The 21,393-nt window shown below is 75.7% G+C and carries 16 protein-coding genes; all 16 read right to left on the reverse strand.

Annotated features, from left to right (window positions below; genetic code table 11):
• The 16 genes from NAG42_RS40275 to NAG42_RS40350 are packed head-to-tail and all read right to left on the reverse strand — an operon-like array spanning position 1 to position 21,377.
• On the reverse strand, positions 1–3,072 hold the full coding sequence (locus tag NAG42_RS40275; protein ID WP_250037744.1) for a hypothetical protein: 3,072 nt from the start codon (positions 3,070–3,072) through the stop codon (positions 1–3).
• Positions 3,069–4,355, reverse strand: coding sequence for a hypothetical protein (locus NAG42_RS40280; RefSeq protein ID WP_250037745.1), 1,287 nt, complete (start codon positions 4,353–4,355; stop codon positions 3,069–3,071). Before NAG42_RS40280 ends, NAG42_RS40275 begins: the two co-directional genes overlap by 4 nt.
• A 1-nt stretch (position 4,356) precedes the next feature.
• Positions 4,357–5,493 (reverse strand): coiled-coil domain-containing protein, encoded by a 1,137-nt coding sequence (locus NAG42_RS40285; protein WP_250037747.1) that lies wholly within the window; start codon positions 5,491–5,493, stop codon positions 4,357–4,359.
• Positions 5,490–7,430 (reverse strand): ATP-binding protein, encoded by a 1,941-nt coding sequence (locus NAG42_RS40290; protein ID WP_250037749.1) that lies wholly within the window; start codon positions 7,428–7,430, stop codon positions 5,490–5,492. The genes NAG42_RS40285 and NAG42_RS40290 overlap by 4 nt, the downstream gene beginning before the upstream one ends.
• Positions 7,423–8,961 (reverse strand): hypothetical protein, encoded by a 1,539-nt coding sequence (locus NAG42_RS40295; protein ID WP_250037751.1) that lies wholly within the window; start codon positions 8,959–8,961, stop codon positions 7,423–7,425. The genes NAG42_RS40290 and NAG42_RS40295 overlap by 8 nt, the downstream gene beginning before the upstream one ends.
• Positions 8,958–11,120: a phage tail protein I gene (locus NAG42_RS40300; RefSeq protein ID WP_250037753.1), complete on the reverse strand. Its 2,163-nt coding sequence runs from the start codon at positions 11,118–11,120 to the stop codon at positions 8,958–8,960. Before NAG42_RS40300 ends, NAG42_RS40295 begins: the two co-directional genes overlap by 4 nt.
• Positions 11,120–13,342, reverse strand: a complete 2,223-nt coding sequence (locus NAG42_RS40305) for a putative baseplate assembly protein (protein ID WP_250037755.1) — start codon at positions 13,340–13,342, stop codon at positions 11,120–11,122. The genes NAG42_RS40300 and NAG42_RS40305 overlap by 1 nt, the downstream gene beginning before the upstream one ends.
• Before the next feature lies 1 nt (position 13,343).
• Positions 13,344–13,742 (reverse strand): GPW/gp25 family protein, encoded by a 399-nt coding sequence (locus NAG42_RS40310; protein WP_250037757.1) that lies wholly within the window; start codon positions 13,740–13,742, stop codon positions 13,344–13,346.
• A complete protein-coding gene (locus NAG42_RS40315) occupies positions 13,739–15,385 on the reverse strand; it encodes a hypothetical protein (RefSeq protein WP_250037759.1) in 1,647 nt (548 codons plus the stop codon). Before NAG42_RS40315 ends, NAG42_RS40310 begins: the two co-directional genes overlap by 4 nt.
• The gene (locus NAG42_RS40320) at positions 15,382–16,032 is read right to left on the reverse strand and encodes a phage baseplate assembly protein V (protein ID WP_250037761.1); all 651 of its coding nucleotides are present in this window, start codon (positions 16,030–16,032) and stop codon (positions 15,382–15,384) included. The genes NAG42_RS40315 and NAG42_RS40320 overlap by 4 nt, the downstream gene beginning before the upstream one ends.
• Positions 16,033–16,059: 27 nt before the next feature.
• Positions 16,060–17,142, reverse strand: a complete 1,083-nt coding sequence (locus NAG42_RS40325) for a phage late control D family protein (protein ID WP_250037763.1) — start codon at positions 17,140–17,142, stop codon at positions 16,060–16,062.
• Entirely contained in the window at positions 17,135–17,320 is a 186-nt protein-coding gene (locus tag NAG42_RS40330) for a hypothetical protein (RefSeq protein WP_250037766.1), read from the reverse strand. The genes NAG42_RS40325 and NAG42_RS40330 overlap by 8 nt, the downstream gene beginning before the upstream one ends.
• Positions 17,317–18,423 (reverse strand): CIS tube protein, encoded by a 1,107-nt coding sequence (locus tag NAG42_RS40335; protein ID WP_250037768.1) that lies wholly within the window; start codon positions 18,421–18,423, stop codon positions 17,317–17,319. The genes NAG42_RS40330 and NAG42_RS40335 overlap by 4 nt, the downstream gene beginning before the upstream one ends.
• On the reverse strand, positions 18,423–18,917 hold the full coding sequence (locus tag NAG42_RS40340; protein WP_250037770.1) for a phage tail protein: 495 nt from the start codon (positions 18,915–18,917) through the stop codon (positions 18,423–18,425). Before NAG42_RS40340 ends, NAG42_RS40335 begins: the two co-directional genes overlap by 1 nt.
• Entirely contained in the window at positions 18,910–20,916 is a 2,007-nt protein-coding gene (locus NAG42_RS45230; RefSeq protein ID WP_250037772.1) for a phage tail sheath C-terminal domain-containing protein, read from the reverse strand. Before NAG42_RS45230 ends, NAG42_RS40340 begins: the two co-directional genes overlap by 8 nt.
• Positions 20,913–21,377 (reverse strand): phage tail protein, encoded by a 465-nt coding sequence (locus NAG42_RS40350; protein WP_250037774.1) that lies wholly within the window; start codon positions 21,375–21,377, stop codon positions 20,913–20,915. The genes NAG42_RS45230 and NAG42_RS40350 overlap by 4 nt, the downstream gene beginning before the upstream one ends.
• Positions 21,378–21,393 lie beyond the last annotated feature (16 nt).

Consider the following 21,393-nt stretch of genomic DNA (forward strand, 5'->3'; position numbering starts at 1 on the left):
TCAGGCCGCCGGGGCCGAGACGAGCAGGAACACGAACGCCACCGGCTCGGCGTCCTCGCGGTCGAAGGCCACCTCGTGCGCCTCGCCCCTGGTCAGCCGCCGCACCTCGGGGCGACCGGCCAGCGCCTGCTGGAGCTGCCCGGCCAGGTCGAGCATCGTCTTGCGGTCGTCCTCGTCCAACGCGTCGTGCGTCCACAGGACCGTCTCGATCTCGACGGCTTCCAGCTTGTTGCTCGCCCGGAACGCATCGAGCTGGGCGATCACCCGGTCCGCGTCGAGTCCGCCGGTGTCCCCCTCACCGAGTGCCGCGAACGCCGCGTCGTCGGTGTCGAGGGCCGGGTCGGGCTCATGGATCGCCCCGGTCGCCGCCGTCGTGGCCTCGGACGTCAGGATCGCCTTGACCGCCACCGAGCGGACCGTGGGCGCCCCCGCGGCGTACGTGATCAGGAAGGCGCTGCCCGCGAGCCCGGCCCCCCCCTGGAGAGCCGGCGGCGGTGTGACCGGGACGACCGGAAGCGACGGATCCGGCGTGACGTCCGGCGGCAGCGCCGACAGCAACGCCCGCAACCGCCCCGGCCCGACCAGCAGGCCCGACGTGCCGGGCGCGGCCGCATACCCGGCCAAGGCGACGGCACTCGCGCCGCCGGCCGCACGGTAATGCTGTTGCCAGGTGGCGCCCGGTGTCAGCAGCGTCGTCCGGCCGCCCTCGAAGACGACCTCGGTGGCCTTCCAGTCGCCGGGCCAGTCGCCCGGCTCGCCGGTGAGCAGGATCTGCGCCGCCTGTTGAGCACGGTCGAGGTCGGGCCGGGTCAGCACCTGCACGGTCACCGTGTCCACGGTGACCGGCGTGATCGGGTCGCCCTCGCAGCTCTCCCGGCGCCGCCGCCGGAACAGCACCCAGTCCTGGGTGGCCCGCACGGTCGCGGTGGGCCGGTCACCGGCCGGGAACAACCGCTGGTATTCCTCGGGCGCCCACTCCGGATCGGTGTGGATGCCGCCCAGCAGGGCCAGCGCGGCCGCCGCCGACTGATGGTGGAGGTTGCCGGGATCGCCGATCGCCGGTTCCTGCACCGCGACGACGCCGGCCGTCGGTGTGCTCCCCTCCGCGGGCCGCGTGTCGACGGTCGCCTCGGCCCGGATCGGGTCGCCCTTGATGTGCAGGTCGGCCGTCAGCCCGGTCTCCTCGTCCTGGACGGTCAGCGTGACACCGTCCTGGGTGGTGCGGGCCAGCCGGAGCCGGCGCCCTTCGAAGCTGCCGCCGGAACCGGCGCCGTCCGGACCCTCGGCCGAGAGACCGAATCCGCCCGACGCCACCACGACCGTCTCTCCCGCCGAGGCCGACTGCCAGGTGAGCGTCCCGAAGACCCGGAGGCTGAAGATGGTCGGTGTCCCGGCCGGCCGGTAGACGTCGATGTCGAGGCTGAACCCGGTGGAGTTCCTGCTGGTCCAGCCGAACGGGTCGTCGCGCACGGCGAGCGTGAGCCAGGCGGCGGCCAGCCGGTCGTTGCCCGCCGGGAGTGCGCCCAGGGTCGCCCGGCGGCGGGTCCGGGCCCGTACGGCCGTGGTCTGGGCCAGATCGACCAGCCGGCGCAACTGGGCCGGGGAGGGCGCGGTGACCGGCGACGCGGTGCGGATGGCCGACAGGAACGAGTCGAATCCCGCCCGGCCCGGTTCCTCCCCGCTCAGCAGTCGGGTCAGCGCCTCGGTGTTCTGCGGCAGCGAGATCGAGACCGCACCGCGCGCGACGAATCCGCTGTCCACCTCGACGCGGGCGGCGCCCTGCCCCCGCAGCGTCCCCCGTGGGCTGGCCTCGCCCTCGTCGAGCGCCCGCCGGACGTCGTCACCGAGGGCGAAGTCGACCGCGAAGCCGAGCCCGCCGCGGGCGGCGGTGACCGTCCCGTCCGGAACAAGGATGTCGATCTCCTCGCGGGCGGTCTCGTCGCGCAGGCCGCGCAGCAACGAGATGCGGTCCATGTGCTGGGCCCGGTCGAGCTCGTGCGGGATCTGGTCGCGCCGCACCGCGCACAACCACAGGCGTACGCCCGGCCCGAACTGCCCGGCCAGCCGGTCGCGCAGGTCCGAAGTGGCCGGTGGCACCGCCAGGTACCCGGCCGGCGGCAGCTCGACGAAGCCGCGGTCGATGAGCTCCTGGGCCGACCCACCGGGCGCGGGCGGCGCGGCCGAGAGCTGGTCCTGGAACTGCAGCACCTGGGCCAGGAAGACCGCGCCGGGCCGCTGCTCCAGCTGACCGGCCCAGTAACCGGCGGGCGGCGTCTCGAACGCCTCCCGGCAGGCGGTCCAGCGGTCGAGCAGCGTGATGTGCGTGCCGTCCCAGCCGAGCACGCCCACGGCCACGGTGTCGTCCCCGGCCCGCGGCGCTGCCCCGGCCCGCCACAGCGTGGACCCGAGCAGCGCCGCGCCGATCCGGCCGGTGGCCGCCCGCTCGGCCGCGAACCGCGAGGACGCGACCTGGGAGCGCAGGTGGGTCTCGGGCCGGGTCACCCCGGCGACCGTCCAGGGCTGGACGTCGGTGGTCAGCGGCCGCAGCAGCAGCGTCACGCCGTCCGCCCGGTATGGGCTGTCGGTGGTCGTGCCGCAGCCCGAGCAGACCCGGCCGAACACCTCGCCCGTGCCGGTGAGGGTGGCCGCCGGGCGCAGGCAGATCTCGTACAGGGCGGTGCCGGCGACCGAGACCCCGGCCGCCGGAGCCGCCGCCGGGGCCGCCGCGCACTCGGCGAATCCGGCCTTGCCGCCGGTCTGCGGTCCCCCCTGGGCGGCCGGGCCGAGCAGGTCGGTGATGGCGGCGCTGACGTCGTCGGGCAGATGGAGGATCTGACCCCGCGGGGTCTTGGCCAGCCCGGCCGACAGGTGCAGGACGCCGCCGCCGAACCCGGTCACGCCGAACCCGAAGGCGACGCCGGACGCGGTGGTCCGGTTGGACAACTCGACGTACTCGCGCTGGCTGTCCCTTTCCAGGTTGAGGTCGTCGGCCCGCAGGAACCGGCCGTCGTAGTAGTTGAGGTTGACGACCCCGCCGGTGCCCGGGGTGAAGGTGCGCCCTTCGACGGTCATGACGGTCCTCCCGGCTCGGACGGTGCGGATCGGCCCGGCAGCCGCCGGACCACGTCGCGGCCCTGCGCCCGGGAGGCGGGCGGGTCGCCGACGAACCCGGCCAGCGGCACGGGTCGCCCGTCGACCAGCCCGGCCAGCGGGGTGGGCCCGGTGCCACTGACGAGCAGGCGGTAGGTGACCGGGCCGGGTGGATCCGGGAGCTCGAACGTGAGTACGCTGCCGGTCCCCCCGTCGGTCACCGTGCGGCCGGTCAGTGCGACCGGGTCACCCCAGCCGGCCGCCTCGTCGAACCGGTGCACCCGCACCGCGCCCGGCACGGTCGACCCGGCGATCCGTCCCCGGAATTCGACGCTCACCCGCGTCCCGGTGACCCTGATCCGCTCCACCCGCGGCCCGCCGGCGTCGCTCGCACAGTCCTGGGCGCCCGAGCCGCCGCCCGGCCCCCGGTCCAGCAGTTCGGCGATCAGCTCGGCCAGCATCCAGACCGGCACGTGGGTGCGCCGCACGGACAGGTCGATGACCGGCGCCCGCAGACGCCACTTGTGGTCGGCGGTCTCGACCACGCTCATGCCGGGCAGGTCGGCCAGCAGGACCTCGCCCGGCTCGTCCTCGGGGAACAGCATCGTGCGGCCGGCCTGGGCGTCCGGCGCGTGCCCGGGCGGATGGAGCCCGGCGACCACCACGGCCAGAAGCGCCCGGAACTCGTCGAGCCGGGTGTCGCGATGGTCCACACCACCGGGCAGCAGGCCGTCCCGGACGTAGGCCCGCAGGGCCGCGAACGCCTGCCCGCGATCGTCCGGCGGCCGGGTGGTGTACGGCTTGAGCTCGAGCCGGGCCATCTCGAGGATCCGGGAGTAGGCCGGCGAGCGATCCGGCCCGGCGTGCCCCTGCTGGATCGACGGCACCGGCCGGGACAGGCAGGCCTCATGGCGTACGACCAGTCGAGCGTCGAAGGTCTTGGTGGTGATGCCCTGCTCGTCCAGCCACGCGCGCACGTCCAGGCACATCGGTGCGGCGGTGGCCACCTCGCGACCCAGCCCGTCGGTGGCCAGACCGGAGCCGACCATCAGCTCGGGCGTGTCCTCGGCCACCGAGACGGGGAAGCCCCAGATCACCCCTCGGCCGTGCTGCCAGGCCTGGTGGAGCGCCGCTTTGCCGCGCGGGTTGCCGGCCAGAACCTGGAAATCGGAGACGCCGAGCAGCATTCCGAAGTGGACGGCCAGTGAGGTGAACGGGTCGACGTCGAGCGCGGCCGCCGGCGGCGGCTGGGGTGCGGTGGTCATCTCACTCACCTCGCAGAAGGGCGGCCCGGCGGAGCTCGGCGGGAGCGGGCGCGACCGCCACAGCGGCGTCGGCGGCCTCGGCGGCGGCCACCAACGCCTCCCCGGCCCGGCGCTGCGTCTCCTGAGCGGCGAGGGCGGCGGCCAGCCGGGCGTCGGCGTCGGCCAGGGCCCGGGTCAGGACGATATGGTCACCCTCCAGCACGCGGTTGAGCTCGGCCACGGCGTCCAGCAGGGCAACGGTCTGGTCGACGAGACCGTCCGGGAGGGTGAGCAGCCACTGTTCGTAGGCGCCCGGGACACCGGCGGCAACGTCCTGCGCGGCCTGGTCGGTCCGGGCCTGCCCGGTCGACGGGACCGCGACCCGGGTCGCCTCCACCACAAGGGCCCCCGCGGCGACCCGGGCCGGCGCGTTCACCCCGTCGTCGACGGCGGCTCGGGCCCGGTTCAGGGCGTCCTCAGCCCGGGTGACCTCACTGCCGGCGGCCAGGACCGCGGCGTGGGCACGGGTCGCCTCCCCGGCCCGATCCTGCTCGGCCCGGCGGGCCTGCTGCACCGCCGCGTCGGCCCGGGCCAGCATGGCCTCGCCGCCGAGCAGGAGACCGAGCCGGGCCCCGGCCGCGGTGACCGCACCGGCCAGATCGCGCACCAGGGCGACCGCCTGCGGGTGGAAGGTCGCGACCTGAGCCAGCCTCTGGGTGTCGGCGTCACCCTCGGCCCGCGCCGCGTCGAGCGACTGCCGGGCGACCTGAAGGGCGCCGGTCGTCCGTTCGGCGGTGGAGGCGGTCCGGGTGGCGTTCGAGTCGGCCCGGCCCTTCGCCTCTCTGGCGTCCAGTTCTCGCAGCTCGGTGTGGATCTGCTTGCTGCGGTTGACGTCCAGGGCCAGCTCGGCGACGTGGCGTTCCGGGCCGGTTCGCGCGGCCGCAAGCTGCTGCCGCAGGGCCGACTCCTCCTGCCGCAGGGTGGCTCGCTCGGCCGCGATCGCGGTGAGCGCGGTGGCGGCCGCCACGGCGGCGGTGGCGGCCGCACCGGCCACGGCCTTCTGCGCCTTCTCGGCGGTCTCCAGCCGCTCGGCCTCGGCGGCGCGGAACGTCGTGACGGCGGTCGCGGTGATGGGTGCGGGGGTGGTGGATGTCGTCACGAGAGTCCCCTCGGGATCGGCGGCAGGCCTGGGAAGGACAGGCCGGCCTTGGCGTGTTCGCGCCGGACGGCGTGGACCAGGTGGGACAGGCCGAGCACGCGCCGGCCGGGACGCGGCTCGGCGGCGGCCAGGAAGGCGGCGGCCAGGGCGGCGTTGCGGATCAGGGCGCCGGGCAGCGGATAGAGGGCGGCGAGCAGGTCGAGGTCGAGGTCGCCGGCGAGCGGGGCGGTGTCCGGCAGATGGCGGCGCCACAGCGCCCGGCGGGCGGCCTCGTCGGGCAGGTCGAACGGGACGGCGAACTCGATCCGCCGGGCGAACGCGACGTCGAGGTTCTGCCGCAGGTTGGTGGCCAGGACGGCCACGCCGGTGAACCGTTCGAGCCGGCCCAGCAGATAGGCGGTCTCCAGGTTGGCATAGCGGTCGCGGGCGTCGGCCACCTCGGTGCGCTTGCCGAACAGCGCGTCCGCCTCGTCGAACAGCAGCACGGCGCCGTCGCGCTCGGCCGCGTCGAACACGGCGGCGAGGTTCTTCTCGGTCTCGCCGATCCACTTCGACACCAGCCGGGACAGATCGACGACGAGCAGGTCGCGGCCGAGCTCCGCGGCGACGACCTCGGCCGCGAGCGTCTTGCCGGTGCCCGGCGGCCCGGCCAGGAGCATTCTCAACCCGTACGTGCCGGGGCGGCCGAAGCCCCACTCGCCGAGTACCCGTTCCTGGCCTCGCATCCGGTCGACCGCCTCCCGCAGCTGGGCCAGGCGGTCGGCGGGCAGGACGAGGTCGTCCCAGCCGGCCCGCGGGTGCACGAGGGCCGCACCCGGCGGAACAGTCTCGGCGGCACGCGCGTCGATGCGGTCGCTCAGCTCGGCCCAGCCGGTCCGGCCGTCGACCAGGCCGGCGCGCAGGCGCACGTCAGCCGCGGCCCGCTCGACCTCGCTGGGCTCGATCGTGGCCGGGCCCAGCGGCGGGGGTGGGTCGCCCAGCTCGGGCAGGGCGGCGGCCAGGGCCGTCCGCCGGTCGGCGATCGGGTGCGGTCCGGCCGGCAGTTCGAGCACGGGCCGGGGCCAGGTGTGCACCTCCCGGCCGAGCTGGGCCAGCAACAGCGGAACGGGCAACCGAGGCTGGGACGGACCTTCGGTGGCGCCCGGTCCGCACAGCACGGGGACCACCCCACGCAGCAGGGCCAGCAACAGGACCGCACTGATCGTCGCGCGATCGGCGCGGGCCAGCCGCAGAACCACCGGTTCCCGGCCGGCCGCGGTCACCAGGGCGGCCAGCCGACCGGCCAGCGTCTCGGGGCGGGCCCCGGCCAGCAGCACCGTCACCGCGGCATCGCGTTCGACCGCCCGGCGCGCACCGGCCACGACCGGGTGGGTCAGCCAGGCCTGTGCACCCCAGCCCGGATACGGGCCGGGCAGCGGCTCGACCCCGGCCGGCCACCCGGGCAGGCCGCTCAGGGCGTCCCAGAGCCGGGTCGCCGGCCGCAGGCTGCGTTCCGGGAACGGCAGCTCCGGCTCATCGACGGTCATCGCCCGGCAAGCCGCGAGCGGTCCGGTGGCCAGGATCCGGGCCAGAGCCGTACGCGAGCGGGTTTCCTCACCGAGCATCACGGCCAGGCCCGTGGTCGCCCACGGCTCGCCGCGCGGGTGCAGAGCGCGCAGGATCGCCGCCGTTCCCTCGTGCTGGTTGGCCAGCAGCGACAGCACCAGCAGGTCGCGGTCGGCCGTGGCGAGGCCGAGCCCGGCCACCAGGCGGTCGATCGGCTCGGCCGGGCCGGCGGGCAGCGCCAGGCAGCCGCCGTCCGGTGCGGCGGGCCGGCCGGGCGCGGGCAACGAGCGCAGGAACCGGGCGCCCGCCTCGTCCCCCAGCCCGTCGAGCACGCCGGCCAGCCGCCCGGCCATGCGGGCGAGGGCGTCGTCGAGGCGGGCCGGCTCAGCCATAGCGGTACCGCACGACGCAGCCGAGCCAGGGCAGGAAGCCCGGGTCGAGGTCGAGGCCGGCCCGGCGGATGTCGACGTCCACATCGTCGAGGTCGAACAGCAGGTCGATCCAGCCGGGCTCGGCCTCGACCACGGCGCTCCGGTGGCTGACGAGACGGAGCAGCGCCTGCTCGGTGGGCTGCGGGGGCAGCATGGCGCGCAGGATGCCGGCCAGCTCGTCGACCACCGGCTCGAGGATCTCGGGGTGGGGTGGCGGCTCGGGCGGTTCGGCGTCCGGGGGCAGGCCGGCGAACGCCAGGACGGCCGGGTCGTCCGGCTCGGGCGGACCGGCGGCCGGGGCCGCCCGGCGGCAGGTGCGGCGGCCGAGCTCGTGCAGCACCGGCCGCAGCCCGGGACCGCCGTACCGGCCGGGGTCGGCGGTGACCCGGCCGGGCAGGTCCACCTCGGCGACCAGCGGCAGCAGGAACAGCAGTCCGCCCCAGGAGGTCCGCCGGACCCGGCCGGGGGTGATGACCGCCGCGGGCACCGGATCGATGCCCGCGGACCGGGCCGGCGGAGACACCCGGGCCGGCGACTCCCCAGGCTCCGGCCGAGCCGATCGTCCGGCCTGACCGGCCGGGCTCGCCCCGTCCGTCGGCTGGGGCCCCGCGCCGGCGTCGCGCCGGGCGCGATCCTGCTCGACCGGAACCTCTCGCGGACGGCCGGATGGGCCGGCGAGGTGGGCGGCGACCTCGGCCAGAAGGCTGCCCGCGGCCGGTCCCCGAGCCAACCCCGGGTCCACTTCCAGGACGGCGAAAGCGGCCAGCGCCGCGTCCAGGTCCGGACATGCCGTGTCGCGGGCGGCCCGATCGACGGCTCCGATGAGGACCGACCGGGTCAGGACGGCCACGCCGTCGGCCGTACGGTGGAAAGCCGCCACCGAGGCCAGCGGCGGAACCGACCCGGTGATCCGCCGCCAGGCCGCCCGGCTCAGCTCCACCAGAGCACGGTCCGGCACCGCCCCGATCAGGGCGGGCAGCAGCCCGGCCGCCGCGACCGCCGTGATCAGCGCGGTGGCCGCGTAGGCCTCGTCGTCCTCCGCGACCGCACGCAGCACCGGGACGAGCACCTCGCCGATCGGCGGGCCCGCACTCGGCATCGGCCACAGCCCGAGAGAACGCCAGGCCCACAGCCGGGTCCGATCGTCCCGCAGCACCGACAGCACGAGATCGCGCCGAGCTTGGACCGGGCCGCGATACCGGACCACGTCGGCCCCGCCGGCCGCGAGGGTCACCGACAGCGCCAGCGCGGCCGCCCGCCCCCACGCCTCGGCCAGCGCGGCGTCGTCGCGATCCCACGGCAGGCTCAGATCCGGCACCCGCACCCGGCGCACGCAGACGAGCCGGTCGCGATCGTCCTCGGCGCTCAGCCCGCCCGCCAGCCCGTGCTCGACCAGGGCGTCACCCAGCCCGGCCAGCCGGTCGTGGCCGCCCGGCCCGATCTGCGGGCCGACCCGCCAGGTGAGGGCGAGCCGGTCGATGCGGTCGGTCATGGGTCGATCACCGTCCCCCGCCCGAGTTCGGCCCCGCCGACGCGGACGCCCGCCCGGCCGCGCCCGATCACCCCGTCGGTGCCCAGCTGTGAGGTGGCGGCGAACCCGGAGTGCTCGCCCGCCCGCAGCCGCCGCACCCCCGACCCGGCCCCGACCGAGCTGGAGATCTCGACGTGCAGGCTCATCCCGACGCGCATCCCGGGGCCGAGCGGGCAGATCTCGACCAGTGTGTGCGCCGGGCGGTGCAGGTCGAGCAGATCGCGGACCACGGCGAGCTGCTCGTCGTCGGGCAGGCCGGTGAGCAGCACCGAGAACCGGTGCGCGGCCGAGTGAGGAGCGTGCCGCGGGCCCGCGGCGGGAGTGGCCGGGCCACCCACCACCCGCCAGCCGGCGCCCAGGACGGCGTCGAACGGCCCCGGCCGGTCGGCGGCGCCCCCGACCGCCGCGGCCCGCCCGCGCAGCCGGAACGACTCCAGGACCACGACCGGCTCGCCGAGGTAGATCTCCAGCGTGCGGCGCAGCCCGGCGACCGTGCCGCGCACGCGGAACAGGCCCGCGGCCTCGGCCAGCAAGGTCCGGCGGGCCTGTTCCGGCCAGCGGGTGTCCAGGGTCAGCCCGATCAGCGAGGCCAGCCAGGGCAGCAACTCGGCCGGAGCGCCGTACGGGTCGAACAGCAGATCCCGCTGCACCGCGCGGGCCTCGATGTCGCCGAGCTGACCACCGATGATCGCCAGGAAGCGGCGCAGCAGATCGGCGCCCGCCGGATCGCGGCGGTAGGTGCGGGGCAGCTTGGTGATCAGGTCGCGACCGGGGATCTCGGCCCGCACCGCCCGGACCCGCGGTGTGCTCACGCCGGTGCCGGTGAACCGCAGCCACAGCCGCAGATAGCGGCCGGGCGGGGCCACGATCGGCGCCTCCAGCACCTCGAAGCGGTCCCCCGCGGCCGGCGGCGACCACGGGAGCTCGCGCCCGGTCTCGCGCCGATGCAGCGGATGCCAGCGGCCGTCCGGGGCCGAGCCGGTGGGTGGGTCGTCGCCGGTGCCGGCCGCGAGCTCGACCGTCGTCCCCGGCGGTACGCAGGCCTCGACGAAGACGCGTCCCCAGGGCGACCCGTACGACTGGCCGTCCAGCCCGGGCGAGCCCGCTGTCCCCTCTCGCAGGTGGCGCACCCGCTCGGGGACGGCCGCGCGGAATCCCGTACGCCCGGAGTAGCCGATCCCGCCGTCGGGCGTCCGGGCGATGCCGCGCCCGTCATAGCCACGCGCCCGCAGCACCGGCCCCGGGCGCAGATCATCCGTCCAGGTCAGCAGGCGGTCGCCCGGTGGCCCGGCCACGACGACCCGGCCGCGCCCGTCCACCTCGATGTCGCGCGCGCCGGGCACCCGCACCACCTGCCCGGCTCCGCCGAGCAGATAGCCGTCGTCGTTGTCCCGCAACAGGATCCACACCGCCCCGTCGGGGCCGACGGCCAGCCGGGCCGGCCGGGCGCGCGGCGGCACCGGCCAGGAGCCCGCCGGACCCGGCCGGGGTGCCAGCAAGGCGGCCGCCCGGGGGTCCAGCGCGGCCGGGGCCGGCCGGCCGATCGCGTCCAGCCGCACCAGCGGCGCCGAGAGCGAGGCGGTCAGGGCGAGGACGAGCCGGCCGCCGGTGCCCGCGAGGTCGATCGGCGGATCGGCCGGCGTGACGGTGCGCAGCAGGCGGCCGTCGGCCTGGTCGAGCACGGCGATCCGCCCGGTCGTCCCGTCCAGCACGAACAGGTGGTCGTCGCTGTCGGTGGCCAGCGCCCGGGTTCGCAAGGGCCATCCGGCCACGGTGCCCGTCCGGCCGGCGGACGGGGAGGTCGCGAGCAGGTCGACCGGCGGTCCCGGTTCCGGCCAGGGCAGCCGCTGGATCTGCTCGCGGGCCGGATCGCCGCGGTAGAGGCACCGGTCGCGGTCGAAGGCGAGACCGACCGGTCCCACCTCGGGTGCGCCGGCCGGGAACTCCGGCGCCGGTCCGCCCGGTTCGGCGTCCAGCATCAGGTCGCCCGACTCCGGATCGACGCGGGTGCCGTCCCGGATCAGCCAGGCCGCGCCCGCCCCGCCGACCGGCGCGAAACGGCGCACGCCGGGGTCGGTCAGGTACGGGCTGGGCGGGGCCGGCAGCACTTCGGGCATCATCAGCATTCGTCCTTCGGCACGGGCACCGGCACCGGGGCCGGCGCGTCCGGGTCCAGCGGCTGGGGCGCGCCCGAACCGGCCGGCGGCGGCGGTCCGGCCACCACGCTCAGGGCGGTCAGCGCGGGCACCTCCCACGGGTGCAGCTCGACCGTGCCGGGCACCGGCTGCGGCCCGGAGGTGTCGGCCACCAGCACCGCCTCGACGTACTCGACGCCCGCGACCTGCAGCACGGCCGCCTCCAGCTCGGGCCCGTGCACGCGGCGGCCGAGCGGCCAGCCCGCGCCCTCGGGCCCGAACGGCGGCAACGGCGACAGGTACTGGTGGACGACCAGCTCGGCCCACCGCCGTACCCCGATCGCGCTGTACCCGGTCTTCACGACGATTCCCACCGACACCGCGACCGGCCGGTAGACGGGCGGGACGACGTACAGCTCGGTGGTGACCAGCCGCCGCGGATCGAGGTGCTCGAAGACGCCGCGCAACAGAGTCGCCTCGGCCGTCGGCGCGTCCGGGTGCCGGGGGTCGCGGACCGGCCACACCATCACCGTGACCACCCCGGCCGCCTCGAGGTCGCGGGTCGCCGGATCGAAGTGTGGGAGGCACTCGGCCCGGCCCACGCCCGGGATCATCGCCAGCTCGCGGAAGTCGCCCGCGGTCACCGCGCGGTCGTGCCGGGCCAGCTCGCCCGGGATACGCTCCAGCGCGCGGGCCAGCGGTTCGGCGTCCTCGCCGCCCGAGGTGGGCAGCGGGTTGCTCACGCTCACCCCACCGGTGTCGAGGGTGACCTGCTGGATGGCGCCGGCGGCCACGTTGCCACGCACGCCGCCGCCGTGCCGGTAGCCCGCCGCCCGGACCGGCGCGCCGGTCGGCAGCACCCGGCCCCGGAGGCCGTCACCGCACTGCACCCGCCCGGCTGCCGCGTCGAGCAGCAGGTGGCGGTCGTCGCGTCCGCCGGCCGCCAGGGAGTCGACGATCGTCCACTCCTGCCAGTGCACGCCGTCCTCCCGCACCTCGACGCGCAGGGTGCCCGGCACCACGGCCCCGTTGACCAGCGCCAGCTCCTGGTGGCTGAGGCCCTGCCCCACACCCAGCAGCTCGCCGGTGGCCTCGGCGACCTGCTCGACGTCGGCCACGTTGATCCCGGCCCAGGTCAGCATGCCGACCTCGGGCGCGCCCGCGCGGGGGAACGCGCGCAGCCAGAACAGCGCCGGCGGCTGCCCGTCGAGGCGGGGCGGGGTGTCCCGCACACCGGCCAGGTCGTCCTCGGCCGGCGGCAGGGTTCCCACGTCGGGCAGGCGCAGGGGCGGCAGCTGCAGGGCGACCGTTCCGGTGGCCCGCAGCCCGGTGGTGGTGTCGCGCACGACGGTCACCGGCAGATAGCCGCCGGTGGCCAGCGAGACCTCCCAGATCAGCGTGCTGTCGACCGCACGGTCCGGCGCCGCCGCCCGGGGTGCCGAGATGGCCGGGCCGGCGACCGCGGTGATGCCGCCGGCCGCGGCGGGCGCGAAGGTCTGCGACGGCAGCAGGACGGCACCGCCGGTGGGCTCGACCGCGGCCGTGGCGAAGCCGAGCACGATCGGGCCGGTGGCCAGCGGGCCGTGCTCGTCCAGGAGCGGCCCGGGCACGCCGGTCGGCTGCACGGCGATCCACAGTGTCCGGTCGACGGCGGGCCGGATGTCGAGCTCGGCCAGGCCCGGCTTCCCGGGTTCCTGGCGCAGGACCTGTTCGGCGTACGGGGCGGCCTGTCCCGGCTCGAGCCCGGCCAGATCGAGCACCTGGTGGTATTCGGCCCGCAGCACCGGGTCGGCCGGTTCCTCCGTACGGGATTTGACGACCGCCACGACCGAGGCCGGGATCACGGTCACGTCGTTGCCGACCCGGAACGGCACGTCCCCCGCGCTGACCACGGTGCCCAGCGGCACCGGCACGGGCAGCCCGTCCTCGCCCTCCGGTGTGAACCGGACCAGCCCGGTGGCCCGGGCCGGAGGATACGGCGAGACCTGGAGCAGCCGTAGCAGCCACAGCCGGGTCTGGTCGGGGATCTGGTTGAACCGGAAGAGCAGGCTCTCGCCCAGATGCGCGACCAGTTCGAGCAGGGTGATGCCGGGATCGCTCTCCCCCAGGTCGGTCCATTCGGGCGTGTAGACCGGGATGCGCGCCCGCAGCTCGGCCAGCAACTGCTCGAACGAGCGGTCGTCCAGCACGGGGAACGGGATCGCCATGTCAGGCTCCGGCCACGGGCAGGGTGAACCGGAGACCGCCGTCGCTCTGGTCCCGGACGTGCACGTAGCCGATCGAGACCAGCACGGTGGCCGGGTCGCCCGAGCTCGTCACGTCCACCGCCGACAGCTCGATCCGCGGCTCCCAGGCGGTCAGTGCGGCGGTGACGTCCCGGGCGATCGCGGCCCGGGTGGCCGGGTTGTTCGGCTCCATCAGGTACCGGCTCAGCCCGCAGCCGAAGCCCGGCCGCATCACCCGCTCACCCGGCTCGGTGTCGAGGATGAGCAGGATCGACTGGCGGACGAGGGCGGCGCCACGCTGCCAGCCGAAGCCACCCGAGGCGGCCGGTCCGGGCGGGAAGGCCCAGCCGGTGCCCAGGCGCGAGCTCACCGGGGACGTCATGGCGTCACCACCTCGGCCCGCTCGACCCGGGCCGCGACCACCGGCCGCGGCTGCTCCCGGGCGTCCTGGGCCAGGGCGGCCCGGCCGATCGCGGCGTACGAGGAGGCATCCATCCCCCCGGCCTGGAAGGCGGCCCGCATCTCCTGATCCAGCGGCGTGCCGCCAGGCTTGCTCCCGCCCAGCAGCTCGGTCATCTTCGCGAGGAAGGCCGGCCGGTTGGCCACGGTGGCCGCGACCCCGGCGTCGACGTCCAGGCCCGCTCCGAGCGCCTCGAAGTCGTCGATCAGGCCTCCGTCGATCTCGGCGTCGGGCGGCAGGCAGAAGCGCAGCGCCAGCATCCACCAGAGCTGGAAGACGAAGACCACGATCGGCAGGAAGAGCTGCAGCACGAAGAACGCCACGATGGTGATCAGCGGGACTGCGAACGAACAGATCTGGGTGACGGCATTCGTCTCCCCCTTCGCCGTGGCCTCCAGCTTCTCGGTGGTGAAGGCCAGCTCCGAGCCGGGCGGTGACCGGAACCGCAGACCACCGGCGCCGCCCGGGCCGAGCCGCAGCGCGTCCGCCTTGAGCTGAGCCAGGTCGGGCAGCTGCACGGTGGCCGGACGGTTGGCGCACCCCTCGAGGTCGAAGTGCCCGGCCAGCCGGTAGGGCTCGGTGGGCTCGGACCAGAAGATCGGGCAGCGGCAGTGGGCGCCGTCGCGCGGGCACTCGGGCCGGTGCCGGCGGGCGAAGCAGCGGATCTCGTACTGCGTCCCGTCGTCGTAGCGCGGCCGCCCGGACAGATCCACGTCCCCCGACCCGCCCGGCACGACGCCGAAGAACAGGGCCTGCCACGACGCGTCCGAGCCGGGCCGCGCCGGGTCCGGCATGAGCGGGCTCAGCGGGTACGCCATCTCGGCCAGACGCTCGGGCATCTCCTCGACCGGCTCCCACGAGCCGGCCCCGGTCAGCGAGGTGCGCACCGCCGCGCCCGGCTCTCCGCCCGGGATCCAGCCGTCCAGCTCCCGGATCGGCTTGTCACTCGCGGCCACCTCACGCACGCGCTCGCGGGCGGTGCGCTCGGCCTCGGCGAGGGCGGTCAGCCGGCGGTGCAGGATCTCCCGCCGCACAGTCCCGGTCTCCCCGCGCAGCCGCCGCTCGGCCAGCCGCGCTCGCCCGCGTGCCCTGGCCCAGTGCCGCAGCCGGGTGGCCGCCTCGCCGTCCGGCCCGCCGGGCAGGTCGCTGGTGCGGCGCCGGACCACGAAGCCGGCCTCGCACACATCGTCGGCCCGGGCCCGGGGGAAGCCCGCCGCATCGCAGTGCACCGCACAGACGACCAGGTAATGCCGATGGTGGGTCGGCAGATAGAGCTTGCGCGGGCCGCCCGAGGTGGTGCGCGACGGCATCCCGCCGGCGCGCGGCTCGGTGACGGTGGCCACCCGGTCGGTGTCGTCGGTGAACTCGAGCCGGCGCTGCGGGTCGGCCAGGAACGTGTTCACCAGGTCCGGCCCGTCGTACTTCTGCAGCACCGGTGCCTGCGTGCGCACGGCCCCGCGCCGGCCCGGGTCGCCCGGGGCGGGCTCGCCGTCCAGCCGCGGCCAGTGCCACCAGGGCGCCACCACGCGCCAGTCGTGGGTGATCACGAGGTCGGCGGTGGTCACCAGACGTTCCCCGCGCCCGGGCTGTACGAGGGCGACACGACAGCGGTCGAGGCGACCAGGTTCGTGCAGCTGACCATCCCGTCGAAGGTGGCCGTGGGGGCGTGCACGTTGAGCGCCGCCGCTGTGACGTCCACGGTGCCCTTGGTGCTGATCGTGACCGTGCCCGCGTTGTCGATGGTGATCCTCGACCCGTTGGCGTGCCGGACCTCGATCGTACCGGGGTTGTCCTCGATGGCCACCGTGTGCCCGCGCCCGCTGGCCAGCGTCACCTTGGCCGCCGCGGCGTTGTCGTCGAACTCCAGGATGGCGCCCGAGCGGCTGCGGATCAGCCGGCGGTCGTTGGGCCGGGTCGGCGTCACCGGCATCATCTCCTGGCCGTTCCAGCACGACCCGACCACGTACGGCCGTTCCAGGTCGCCGAACTCGAAGCCGACCACCACCTGGGTGCCGACCGCGGGCAGCGCGACGAAGCCCTGGTTGTCGTCGGCGTACGGGGTGAGCAGGGTCGCCCAGTAGCGGACCGTGGCCCCGTCGCCGCCCAGCCACGGGAACCGCACCTGCACCCGGGCCTGCCGCTTGCTGTCCACCACATCGGTGACCAGCGCCGGATACAGACCGAAATAGCCTCGCGGCGTCGGTTCGCTCATCACGGTCCTCCTCGGCGGGTGCGGGGTTCAGCCCGCGTTGACGGTCGGTCGCTCGGCGGTGAAGCGGGTGCGCAGGCCCGCGCTGAGGTCGTAGCTGTGGTGGAACCGGGTGACGTAGTAGCCGTCGCCGTCGAAGGGCCGGCCGCAACGGGACAGGGTCAGCCGGCTGCCGACCACCAGCTCGGGCGTGCCCGAGGTCGTGCCCCGCACCTGCACGAAGCTCCGGCTGCGGCGCAGCATCTCGGCCCGGGCCAGCGCGCGGGCCACCGGCTCGGTGACCGGCACGTCCCGGGTGCGCCGGCCCGGCAGGTCGCCGAGCGCCCGGCGCAGCGTCTGCGGGCCGGTCCGGCCGCCGGAGATCTCGGCGTCCACCGTCGACGCCGGGGCCACGGCCTCGACCGTGGCGCGGGCCCGGGCGTCGTATCCGGAGACGCGTACGGCGGTGCACTGATGGGCCAGGTCGGCGCGCACCGACACGTCGACGAGGTCGCTGCCCCGGGTCAGCGTGACCGCCGTGCCGGGCCGCTTGTCGCGGGTGGCCAGATGGATCACGCCGTCGGCCGCCCACAGCTCGGCCTGCAACCGCCGGGCCCGCTCGCGCAGGAAGGACAGGTCGCTCTGGTTGAGCTGTTGCACCGACTCGTAGGTGGGGCCGTCGAGCGCGATGTCGGCCCGCAGCCCGTGCCGCCGGACGACCCGCCCGGCCACGTCGGCGTCGGTGCAGGAGGTGTACGTCTCGCTGTGCTGACGCAGCCGCAGGCGCATGAGGTCGTCCTCGGCCAGCACGGTCACGACCGGCACGTCGCCCTCGGTGAACCGCACCTCGAGCGCCGACACCGCTCCGATGAAGGCGATCCGCTCGTTGCCGGGCGGCCCGAGCGACACCCACACCCGCCGGCCGAAGTCGAGCGAGCCGCCGTCGAGGTACTCCACGACGTCGTTGCTCGACCGGGCCCGGGGCGCGGTGGCCAGGAAGCTGGCGCTCAGCGTGCGCAGGCCGTGCACGTCCTCGGCGACGTCCAGCCGCACCAGGTCGCGCCCGAGGTCGGGTTCGAGCGAGCCGTCGACGGTGAAGACCGGCGCCGCCGACGCGAAGGCGGTCTCAGTCATCGAAGCCTCCCCCGGCCGTGCGTGCCCGGTCACGCTCGCGCTCCTCGGCGAGCTCGGCGAAGCGCTGTGCCTTCACCCAGCCGGGCGGTTCGGCGGGCTGGGCGGCGGACCCGGACGTGGCCGCCGGGACGCCGGTCAGCTCGACCTGGCTCGTCAACTCGCCCACGTGCACGGTCATCGGGACCCCCGCGCTCGGACGGCCAGCCAACCGGCGACCGTCGGGTCGTCGGTTCCCGGCGGTTCCACCGCCCCGGCCCGGGTACGCGGACCCGCGCTCACCAGTCCGGCGGTGACGGTGTGCCCGACGGGCAGCCGGGGCCGGAGCGGCACGCCGAAGCCGTAGCCGGTGGCCCGCGCGTCGACCGGCGTCACCGTGGCCGTGGCCGGGCCCGCCCCGAAGCTCAGCCGGGCCGCCCGGGAGGCCGCCGACGCCTCGGCCGCCACCGAACCGGCGAGCACCTGGCTGAGACCGCCCGCCGCGGCCAGCGCGGTCCCGTCGAGGGCCACCGCGGCGGCCGGCGGGGCGGCCACACCGGTGGCCACACCGAGCCCCCCACCGGCGCTGAGCGCACTGGAGAACTCGACCGGCAGGCCCGCGGGCAGCGCGGTCGGATCGGTGATGCCCCGCAGGCCCTTCCAGTCGTGCGGATCCAGGCCCATCCGGGCGGCCAGGTCGGGTGCGCTCTCCCCGGCCAGCGCGGTGGCGCTGCGGTCCGGCGGCGGCGAGTCCCCCGGCCCGCCCGGCGTGCCCGGCGTGCCCGGCGCGACCGGGGGCGTCGCTCCCGCGCCCTTGTTCGCGCCCGGCCCCGCGAGGTTGGCGTCGAACTCGGGCCGCTGCTCCTTGATGGTCACCGCGCACTTGGCCCGCAGCGGCACCCCGTTGCGCGCGAAGAAGTCGAAGTCCTGGTTGAGCACGGTCATCACGCCGACGACCGAGAACGAGCCGTAGGTGAACCGGACCCGGGGCGGGACGGCCTTCTTCTTCTTCATCGCGGGCAACACGAACCGTTCGAGCTGCCGGGTCCGGGTGCGCACATCCAGCGGCGACTCGGTGGTCCCCTCGTCGGCGGTGTCGAAGACCAGATCGAACGACAGTGTCGAGGTCGATCCCTGGTACTGCACCTTCTGCCGGCCGGCGTCCTTGCCGAAATCGACCGTGCTGGCCATCTGCAACCTCAGCGTGGCCGGGTTGATCTGCACGGTGATCCGTGCTCCGCCGGTGGCGTTCCGGGTGCCGGGGCCGTCGACGAGCTCCTCCAGCACGGCCTTGACGAACTCCATCAGGTCACCTCCAGCCGCAGGCCCTCGTGGGCGATCTGCAGCTCCTCGATGGCGATCTCGCCGGTCCTGCCGTTCAACGCTGGGCCGACCAGCTTGGCCGGCAGGCCGCGGACGAACGTCCAGCCGCCGATCGGGCGTTGCCGGGCGTCGAGAAGCGAGATGGTGCCGTCGTAGCGGCGCAACGGGCGCACGCCGTCGACCACGTCGGCGAACCAGCGCCACAGCGTGCCGTCGATCCGGCCGCCGGCCGCGTGCAGCATGCCCCGGCGCAGGGTGATCCGGGACAGCTTGGCCCGGCCGGCTCGCTGCACGACGCCGTTGTTGCGCCCGCCCTCGACGTACTCGCCGACGTCCATCTCGAGGTCGAGCCCGGTGCACTCCTGGAAGCCACCGGTGCCCAGCGTGGGTCCCGCGCCCGGCCCGGTCCCGGGGCCGGCGGCGGACTGGGTCAGGGCCACCCGGAAGCGGAAGGCACGGGCGAACTCGTCAGTCACGGGGCACCACCGCTCCGCCGCCGGCCGGCGATGCCGGTGGCAGCACGGTCCCGCCCACCAGCAGCTGCGGCTCCTCGGCGCCACCGGCGTCGAGGACCACCCGGACGAGGATGAACTCGAGCGGCGCGGCCGGGGCCACCCCGATCTCGACGACCAGCCGCCCCGGACCGGTCGCGCCGGGCTCGCCGACCGTGACGAACCACGACTCCTCCGGGGTGCCGCCGGCGAACGCGCCTCCGTCCGACAGCTCGCCCAGCAACTGCTCGAGGTGCCGGCGGATGCCGGTGCGCAACCGGTCCCCGGCCGGCTCGAAGACGGACCAGCCGAGCTGGCGCAGCACCACCCGCTCGACCTCCATGAGCAGGCGGCGGGTGGTGAGCTGGGCCAGCGCGGGGTCGGTGCTGAGGGTGCGGGCACCGGTCAGGCGCACCCCGTCCGGGGTCATCGCGAAGACGTCGACGCCCAGCCGGTGCAGCCGGTCGTGCAGGCCGGGCGGCACGGCGGTGGCCAGGTCGACGATCTGCGTGGCGAGCTCGTTGGCGGGCCCGCGGGCGAGTCCCTGGCGCAGCTCGCAGCGGGCGATGAGGCCGGCCGCCACGGCCGACGGCGGGATCGCCACCAGCCGGCGGCCGGGCATCGGGCCCGGGGTCCGCAGCCAGGGGTGATAGGCGGCCGCGAACGAGGAGGAGAACCGCGAGCGCCAGCGCAGCACGCGGGTGTCGTCGATGCCCGGCGGCACGTCGAGCAGGGCCACCACGCGCAGGTCCTCGGCCAGCGCGATCACCTGCTGCTGGCGCTCGGCCAGCTCGGCCAGTCCGTCGGGATCGGCCGGATCGAGGGTCAGCCCGTCCAGGCCGGACCGGGGCCTGGCCGGCCGCTGCGGTGCCGTGGCCACCCGGCGGCACGGCCGGAAGTCCGGACCGGCGCCGACCGGTTGCGGCGGCAGGGCCTCCACCGGAGCCGGCACGGCGAACAGGTCGGGCACGACCATCGAGGCCACGTCGTCCACGTCGGCCAGACCCCGAAGTCCCGCGAGCACGTCGCCGGCCGTGACGGCCGCCCAACGGTCCTGTCCGGGTCGCTCCGGGTCGACCGTGACCACGACCCCGGGGAGGTCCGGTCCGGGCCGCACGGTGCCGGCGCGGCCCTCCAGCGGGGCCACCAGCCGGGAGTCGCGGTGCAGCACGTCGGCCACATAGCGGGGGTGGGCGGCGAACAGGCCCAGACCGGTGAACAGCTCGTGGCGCCGGCGCGCCGGATCGGGGTCGACGACCTCGAGACGGCCCTCGACCAGCTCGGCCACGGTTCCCGGGCCGGTCGGGTGCCCCGGCTCGCACAGCGCCACCAGATCGGACCCGGCGTCGGTGAGATGCCCGCGCCTCTCCAGGCGTTGCACCAGGGCCACACCGGCTGTGCCGGTCGGTGAGGTGAGCCGCAGCAGGCTGCCGGGCACGATGACCGAGCCCGGGTCGAGCACGACCTCGGTGGCGCCGAAGCGGGCGGTCACCGTCGCGGTCAGCGTCCGGGTCACGTACGTCCAGGTGAGCTCGAGGTCGTTGCCCCACGTGCCCTCGTTGCGGGCGCGCAACTCCAGGCCGTCGAGCACGGAGAAGGCGGCACAGCCGGGCGGTGGGCGCGACTCACCGGGCTCGCTCGGGGCCGGCGCGACGATCCGGATCACGTACGCCCGCCGGCCCCCCTGGGCGAAGTAGGCCGCGACGGCGTGGGGCAGCAGGCCCGGCGGACCCTCGAAGGCACCGAACAGCTCCGCGTAGTCGTCCCAGCTCTCCACCGGCACCGGCACCGAGCGCCGGTAGCTGACCCCGCGGCCGGCCACCGCGACGTCGTCGACCTTCTCGTACGCCGGCCCGCGCGCCGCCACCCCGGCGAAGGCGGCCACGTCGAGGCGCTCCACGGCCGCCCGGGGCTGCGGCACCTCGGGTACGTGGTAGACGCCGGGCGGGCCGAGCACCAGCGGGTCGTCGAGGCGGACGGTCACTTCTCGTACTCGATCGACTCGGGCGCGAGGTGGAGCTCCTCCATGGCCACCTCGCCGCCACCCTTGGCCACCAGGGTGGGGCCGACCCACTTCTTGGGGTGCGCGTTGCCCAGCTTGAAGACCACGGCCCGCTGGTCGCTCTCGTCGTTCAGCGTGATCGTGACCGATCGCGGGTCGTAGAGGCCCTTGCGCACGTCGTTGAACCACTGGAACAGGTCGGTCGAGCCGTAGAGCCCGCGCTTGAGCGTGACCTCGTCGACCTTGTAGGTGTTGGGGATCTTCCGGACGGTGTTGACCTTGTCCTCGCCGTCGCGGTACTCGGAGATGTTCAGCTCCGAGCCCAGCCCGGACACGTCGGAGCAGAAGCCGTGGAAGGCCGCCCCGCCGCCGGAGGTCGAGGCCGCGAACTCGACGACGAACCGGAAGGCGCCGTACGGGCGGCGATCGTCACGCTCAGGCATCGGTGCATCCCTTCTG

Origin of the sequence: Paractinoplanes maris, assembly GCF_023544465.1 — a bacterium.
GTDB lineage: Bacteria > Actinomycetota > Actinomycetes > Mycobacteriales > Micromonosporaceae > Actinoplanes > Actinoplanes maris.